At 70.6% G+C, this 6,424-nt stretch carries 7 protein-coding genes; 5 read left to right on the forward strand and 2 right to left on the reverse strand.

The genetic code is table 11. The annotated features are described in order from the left end of the window. The first annotated feature begins 38 nt into the window (after positions 1–38). Positions 39–797, forward strand: coding sequence for a class I SAM-dependent methyltransferase (locus tag AB0M87_RS29880; protein WP_365858449.1), 759 nt, complete (start codon positions 39–41; stop codon positions 795–797). A gap of 13 nt (positions 798–810) precedes the next feature. Here the strand turns inward: AB0M87_RS29880 and AB0M87_RS29885 are convergent, their stop codons facing one another. Beyond that, positions 811–1,272 (reverse strand): hypothetical protein, encoded by a 462-nt coding sequence (locus AB0M87_RS29885; RefSeq protein WP_365858451.1) that lies wholly within the window; start codon positions 1,270–1,272, stop codon positions 811–813. Between the two features lie 91 nt (positions 1,273–1,363). Between AB0M87_RS29885 and AB0M87_RS29890 the strand changes: the two genes are divergently transcribed. The 4 genes from AB0M87_RS29890 to proC all read left to right on the forward strand — a co-directional run bounded on the left by AB0M87_RS29890 (position 1,364) and on the right by proC (position 4,811). After that, on the forward strand, positions 1,364–2,137 hold the full coding sequence (locus AB0M87_RS29890) for a class I SAM-dependent methyltransferase (protein ID WP_365858453.1): 774 nt from the start codon (positions 1,364–1,366) through the stop codon (positions 2,135–2,137). A 44-nt stretch (positions 2,138–2,181) separates the two neighbouring features. Next, positions 2,182–2,928: an ABC transporter ATP-binding protein gene (locus AB0M87_RS29895; RefSeq protein ID WP_365858455.1), complete on the forward strand. Its 747-nt coding sequence runs from the start codon at positions 2,182–2,184 to the stop codon at positions 2,926–2,928. Further along, a complete protein-coding gene (locus AB0M87_RS29900; protein WP_365858457.1) occupies positions 2,925–3,662 on the forward strand; it encodes an ABC transporter permease in 738 nt (245 codons plus the stop codon). The genes AB0M87_RS29895 and AB0M87_RS29900 overlap by 4 nt, the downstream gene beginning before the upstream one ends. Positions 3,663–4,001: 339 nt before the next feature. Then, positions 4,002–4,811: a pyrroline-5-carboxylate reductase gene (gene proC / locus AB0M87_RS29905; RefSeq protein ID WP_365858459.1), complete on the forward strand. Its 810-nt coding sequence runs from the start codon at positions 4,002–4,004 to the stop codon at positions 4,809–4,811. 4 nt (positions 4,812–4,815) lie between these two features. Here the strand turns inward: proC and trpS are convergent, their stop codons facing one another. Next, on the reverse strand, positions 4,816–5,811 hold the full coding sequence (trpS, locus tag AB0M87_RS29910; RefSeq protein WP_365858461.1) for a tryptophan--tRNA ligase: 996 nt from the start codon (positions 5,809–5,811) through the stop codon (positions 4,816–4,818). Positions 5,812–6,424 lie beyond the last annotated feature (613 nt).

Consider the following 6,424-nt stretch of genomic DNA (forward strand, 5'->3'; position numbering starts at 1 on the left):
CCTGGTCCCTGCGGCTCTCCGCCGGGAGGATGTCTGACATGACGGAACTCGCACGGTCCTCCGACTCGGCCGCCGCCCAGTACGCGGCCGCCCGCCCCGGATATCCGCCCCTGCTCTTCGACGCCGTGGAGGTGATGGCCGACCGCGCGTTCGAGGGGGCTCACGTCATCGATGTCGGCGCGGGCACCGGAATCGCCACCGGCCTGATGCGGGACCGCGGCGCCCACGTGCTGGCCGTCGAACCGGGCCCCGGCATGGCCGCACAACTGCGCACCGCCCACCCGGACATCCGCCTCGTCCAGGGCGACGGAGACGCCCTGCCCGTCGCCTCCGGCTGCGCCGACTTCGTCACGTACGCCCAGGCCTGGCACTGGACGGAACCGACCCGCTCGATCCCCGAGGCGCTGCGCGTCCTCAAGCCCCGGGGCGTGCTCGCTCTCTGGTGGAACGCCCTCGACCCCGCGGCGGCCTGGGCGGCCGAACAGGAGACCCGCCTGCGGGAGCGTCTCCCCGACTACTACCAGTACGGCGCGGCCCCCAAGGCGCCGGTGATCATCAAAACCCTGTACGACGGCCTCACCCCGGCCTTCCGCCGGCTGCAGTGGTCACGCGAGGTCACCATCGACGCCCATCTCGCCCACCTGACCACCCGCTCCCAACTCGCCGTCTCCGACCGGGAGAAGGCGGCCCCGGTCCTGGCGGAGGAGCGCGCGGTACTCCTGCGGATCTTCCCCGACGGAGTGGTGCGGGAGCAGTACGTCATCAACCTCACCGCGGTCCGCAAACCCGCACGCTAGAGCCGAGAAGGGTCTAACCCCGCCCCCGGGCGCCGCCGTACCGGCCCACCAGCCCGACCACACCGCCCACCACGACCCCGCGCCACAGACCGTCGGCGACGCTGGAGAAGAAGCCCTCGGAGCTCAGCAACTGCCGGACCACGATGTCCGACACGGCCATCAACACCCCGGGCACCACGGCGACCCGCCACGGATGCGCCGCCGCCCACCGCCGGATCCGGCGATCGCCCCGCACCCCGCGCCTCCCCGCCAGAGCGCCCCCCGCGCCGCCGACGAGGAAGAACAACGTCAGCGTGACCGAGAGCGCGGTGGTCACCGCCTGCATCCCCAGGCCCTCGGCGATGGTCGACACACCGAGCGACACCGCGCCGCCCAGGGCGCCGACGGCCGTCGCCGCCCGCCACGGACCGAGCGTCGCAGAGGCCAGAGCGAGGCTGCGCTGCTCGGACTTGGACATCTCACTGTTCTGCGTCATGGATCCACGGTCCGCCCGCCCCGGCCCGCACACCATCGGGGATGACCCTGACGCGCCCCTGAATACCCGGACACCGGCAAGGATGGCCGGTATGCCGACCCCCTCCGCACCCGCCCACTCCTTCAACGCGGCAGCGGCCGCCTACGCGGCCAACCGCCCCTCCTACCCGCAGACCTTGCTCGACGAGATCGAGGACGTCGCCGGCCGCCCGCTCGCCGGTGCGCGGGTCGCCGACGTCGGCGCGGGCACCGGCATAGCGACGGCACTGCTGCACGAGCGCGGCGCCCGGGTGGTCGCCGTCGAGCCGGGTGACGGGATGGCCGAACAGTTCCGGCGCCGCCTCCCCGACGTGCCGGTGGTGCGCGGCGACGGCAACCACCTCCCCCTTGCCGACACTTCGGCCGTCCTCGTCACGTACGCCCAGGCCTGGCACTGGACCGACCCTGCCCGCTCGGCCCCCGAAGCGATGCGCGTGTTGCGCCCCGGTGGCGCGCTCGCCCTCTGGTGGAACGTCGCGGACCCCGAGGTGGCGTGGATCGCCGAGCAGGACACCCGTATCCACCGTTTCTTCGCCGCCTCCCGCGCCACGACCGGCAGGCCCGCCGCCCACGGCAGCTCCGACCGGGCTCGCGAGATGTCGGGCGGCCTGGACCTGATCCGCCGCAGCGTGCGCTGGAGCCGCCGCATCCCGATCGACCACCACCTCGCCAATCTTGCGAGCCACTCGGTGTTCCTGGTGGCCGGTGAGCGGACCACCGCCGAGTTCATGGCGGCGGAGCGCGCCGTCCTGACCGAACTCTTCCCCACCGGGTCGGTCGACGAGGACTACACGGTCGACTTGAGCATCGCCCTCAAGCCCTCGTGACGGGCCTCTTGACGGTCCGGTACTCCGGGACCAATATTCACCACATGATGAATATGGAGCCCGGAGGGGTCGCCATCGACGCCCAGGACCTCACCGTCGTACGGGGGCCACGCACCGTCCTGCGCGGTCTCCGCTTCACCGTCCCCCGGGGCCGGATCACCGGCCTGCTCGGACCGTCAGGCTGTGGGAAGTCCACGCTGATGCGCGCGGTCGTCGGCACCCAGGCGAAGGTCACCGGCAGGCTGACCGTCCTCGGCCACCCGGCCGGCGACGCCCCGCTGCGCCGCCGCGTCGGGTACGTCACCCAGGCCCCGTCCGTCTACGACGACCTCACCGTCCGGCAGAACCTGGACTACTTCGCGGCGATCCTCGGTGCCCGCGACAACATCGACCGCGTGATCCGGGACGTCGACCTCACCGCCCACGCCGACGCCCTGGCGGGCAACCTCTCCGGCGGCCAGCGCAGCCGGGTCTCACTGGCCGTCGCCCTGCTCGGCACCCCGGAGCTCCTCGTACTCGACGAGCCGACCGTAGGCCTGGACCCGGCGCTCCGCCGGGACCTCTGGGCGCTGTTCCACTCCCTCGCCGAAGCGGGCACCACGATCCTGGTCTCCTCCCACGTCATGGACGAGGCGGAACGCTGCCACCGCCTGCTCCTGATGCGCGAGGGCGACATCCTGGCCGAAGGCACCCCCGGCGAACTGCGAACCCGCACCGGCACCCCGACGGTCGAGGACGCCTTCCTCCACCTGGTCGACGCGGACCGGTCCGTCCAGGAGACCGTCCGATGACCCTCACACGCACCCTCGCCACCACCGCCCGGGTCCTGCGCCAACTCCGCCACGACCCGCGCACGATCGCGCTGCTCCTACTGATCCCCACCGTCATGATCATCCTGCTGCGTTACGTCTTCGACGCCTCGCCCCGGACCTTCGACTCGATCGGCGCGTCCCTGCTCGGCATCTTCCCGCTGATCACCATGTTCCTGGTGACCTCGATCGCCACCCTGCGGGAACGCACATCGGGCACGCTGGAACGCCTGCTCGCCCTCCCCATCGGCAAGGCCGACATCATCGCGGGCTACGCCCTGGCCTTCGGCCTGCTGGCCATCGTCCAGTCCGCCGTGGCCACCGCCCTATCGGTCCGGCTCCTCGACCTGAACGTCGCCGGCTCCCCCTGGCTCCTCCTCCTGGTCGCCCTCCTCGACGCCCTGCTGGGCACCGCCCTCGGCCTGTTCGTCTCCGCTTTCGCCGCATCGGAGTTCCAGGCGGTCCAGTTCATGCCCGCCGCGATCTTCCCCCAGCTGCTGCTCTGTGGCCTCCTCACCCCCCGCAGCCACATGCAGCCCGTCCTGGAGGGCATCTCGGACGTCCTGCCGATGTCCTACGCGGTCGACGCGATGAACGAGGTGCTACGCCACGCGGATGCGACCACCACGTTCCTCCGCGACGCTCTGATCGTCGGCGGCGTGGCCCTGCTCGTCCTCACCCTGGGAGCAGCCACCCTCCGCCGCCGCACACCGTGACCCAGCGCCCACCACGGCGCGTCCCGGCCACCATCCGTGCGTACGCCGCACTATCCGGGCTCGCGCCGGCACCATCCCCATGCCGGCGCGCACGATCCGTCCCTACACCCGCAACGCCCCAGGCCTGCGCCGGCACTATCCATCCCTGCACCGGCCATATCCAGCCCCTCCGGCGTTTGAGGAGCGGGGCCGGGGCAGAGCCCCGGTTCGGGGAGGGGCGGGGAGGGGAAAGGCCCCCGCGCAGCGGCCCACCCCTCGGACACCATCCGCGCCCCCGCCCCACCAGTGCAAGGATGATTCCGCACCGACCAACCCCCACCGGCGAGGTGAACGAGAGCCATGGCCCAGACAGTCGCAGTCCTAGGCACAGGCAAAATCGGCGAAGCCCTCCTCAGTGGAATGCTCCGCGCAGGCTGGCCCCCCGCCCGCCTCCTCGTCACAGCCCGCCGCCCCGCGCGAGCGGAAGAGCTCCGCGCCCGGTACGGCGTGGAAGCCGTCACCAACGCCGAAGCCGCCAAGCGCGCCGACATCCTCATCCTCACGGTCAAGCCGCAGGACATGGGCAAACTCCTCGACGAGCTCTCCCCGCACGTACCCGCCGACCGCCTGATCATCAGCGGCGCCGCAGGCATCCCCACCGCGTACTTCGAGGAGCGACTCGCGGTCGGTACCCCGGTCGTCCGGGTCATGACGAACACACCGGCCCTGGTGGACGAGGCGATGTCCGTCATCTCGCCCGGCAGCCACGCCACCGAGGCACACCTCGCGCACGCCGACGAGATCTTCGGCGGCGTGGGCAAGACCCTCCGGGTCCCCGAGAGCCAGCAGGACGCCGCCACCGCCCTCTCCGGCTCGGGCCCGGCGTATTTCTACTACCTGGTCGAGGCGATGACCGACGCCGGCATCCTGCTCGGCATTCCCCGGGCCCAGGCCCACGACCTGATCGTCCAGGCCGCCATCGGCGCCGCCGTGATGCTCAGGGACAGCGGCGAACACCCGGTGAAACTCCGGGAAGCGGTCACCAGTCCGGCCGGCACCACCATCAACGCGATCCGCGAGCTGGAGAACCACGGCGTACGAGCCGCGCTCATCGCGGCCCTGGAGGCAGCCCGCGACCGCAGCCGCGAGCTGGCCTCCGGCAACAACTGAACGATTACGGCTCCAGCAGCCCGATGGCCCGGTACGCGGCATCGACCGTCGGCCGGGCCATCTCCCGGGCCCGCGCGGCACCGCCCCTGAGCACCGTCGTCAGGTATCCGGGGTCGGCGACCAGTGCCGCATGCCGTTCCCGCAACGGACGCAGCAGCTCCACCACCGCCTCGGCGGTGTCCTTCTTCAGCGCCCCGTACGAGTCGTACTCCTCGGCGAGCTTTCCGGGCGGCTGCCCCGTGCACGAACCGAGCACCTCGAGCAGATTGGCCACGCCCGGGCTCGCTGCCCTGTCGTACACCACGTCGCGGCCGCTGTCGGTCACCGCGCGCATGACCTTCTTCCGTACCGCGTCGGGCTCGTCGAGCAGGTAGATGATGCCGGCCCCCTCCGCGTGCGACTTCCCCATCTTCGAGGTGGGGTCCTGAAGGTCCATCACCCGCGCGGCCACCGTCGGGGCGGTGGCCTTCGGCACCACGAAGGTGTGCCCGTACCGCTGGTTGAACCGCACTGCCAGGTCCCGGGCCAGCTCCACGTGCTGGGTCTGGTCCTCGCCCACCGGTACCTCGTCGGTCCCATAGGCCAGGATGTCCGCCGCCATCAGCGCCGGATACGTCAGCAGGGACAGCCGCACGCTGTCCCCGGCCCCCTTGGCCTGTGCGCTCTTCTCCTTGTACTGGATCATGCGCCGCATCTCGCCGTCGGTGGCTGTGCACTCCAGCAGATAGGACAGCCGGGCGTGTTCGTCGACATGGCTCTGCACGAATACGGTGCACCGCTCGGGATCCAGTCCGGCGGCGAGCAGCAGCGTCGCCGCCTGCCTACTGAGTCTGCGTACCCGTGCCGGGTCGTGTTGCATGGTCAGCGCGTGCAGATCCACCACACAGAACAGCGCATCGGTCCGGTGCTGGTCTTCTTCGGCCCACCGCCGGACGGCGCCCAGGTAGTTCCCGAGCGTCAGATGCCCGGTCGGCTTGACCCCACTGAAGATGGTCGTCATCTCTCCGTCTCCCTGATCGGAGCCGCCGCCACCGACGGCTCGCTCCCGGAGAGGAAACGCGAACGGCCGCCGAAGCGGCGGCCGTTGAGCGCATACGTGCATGCAGGCCGCCGTCAGGCGGCCCGCCACTCAGAGATACACGCATGCCTAGTAGTCACGCCTCCCACCGTACTCGGGCCGGGGCCCTGAGGGGGAGGGTTGACACGAGCCATGCGGATGAGTAATGTCCTCCGAGCTGTCCGACGTGAGCTCTGACCCAGGTCGGTCCCCGGACAGTCATTCCGCAACAACCATTCGAACGAGCGACGGCATGTCGTGTCATTCCTATGCGCATTTGCGAAATGAGGAATCCGCGTTCGAAGGGACGTGACCCCGATTAGCTCGGGGCCAAGGATTCCGCTAAAGTCTCACTCGTCGGAACGGCCCCCGGGCCGGGAGGACAGCCCGATCTGACTGGGAGTCAGCGCCGAAAGGTTCTGATAGAGTCGGAATCGCCGGAAAGGGAAACGCGAAAGCATGGAACTGGAAAGCGGACCCCGCCGGCCGGGAATCGGACACGAAAGAGTCTGATAGAGTCGGAAACGCAAGACCGAAGGGAAGCCCGGAGGAAAAC

Source organism: Streptomyces sp. NPDC051320 (assembly GCF_040682175.1).
Classification (GTDB): domain Bacteria; phylum Actinomycetota; class Actinomycetes; order Streptomycetales; family Streptomycetaceae; genus Streptomyces.

Bases quoted from the DNA above. Each gene is read 5' to 3' on its own strand.
- AB0M87_RS29880 (WP_365858449.1), top strand. From the start codon at position 39: ATGACGGAACTCGCACGGTCCTCCGACTCGGCCGCCGCCCAGTACGCG.
- AB0M87_RS29885 (WP_365858451.1), bottom strand. From the start codon at position 1,272: ATGACGCAGAACAGTGAGATGTCCAAGTCCGAGCAGCGCAGCCTCGCT.
- AB0M87_RS29890 (WP_365858453.1), top strand. From the start codon at position 1,364: ATGCCGACCCCCTCCGCACCCGCCCACTCCTTCAACGCGGCAGCGGCC.
- AB0M87_RS29895 (WP_365858455.1), top strand. From the start codon at position 2,182: ATGATGAATATGGAGCCCGGAGGGGTCGCCATCGACGCCCAGGACCTC.
- AB0M87_RS29900 (WP_365858457.1), top strand. From the start codon at position 2,925: ATGACCCTCACACGCACCCTCGCCACCACCGCCCGGGTCCTGCGCCAA.
- proC (WP_365858459.1), top strand. From the start codon at position 4,002: ATGGCCCAGACAGTCGCAGTCCTAGGCACAGGCAAAATCGGCGAAGCC.
- trpS (WP_365858461.1), bottom strand. From the start codon at position 5,811: ATGACGACCATCTTCAGTGGGGTCAAGCCGACCGGGCATCTGACGCTC.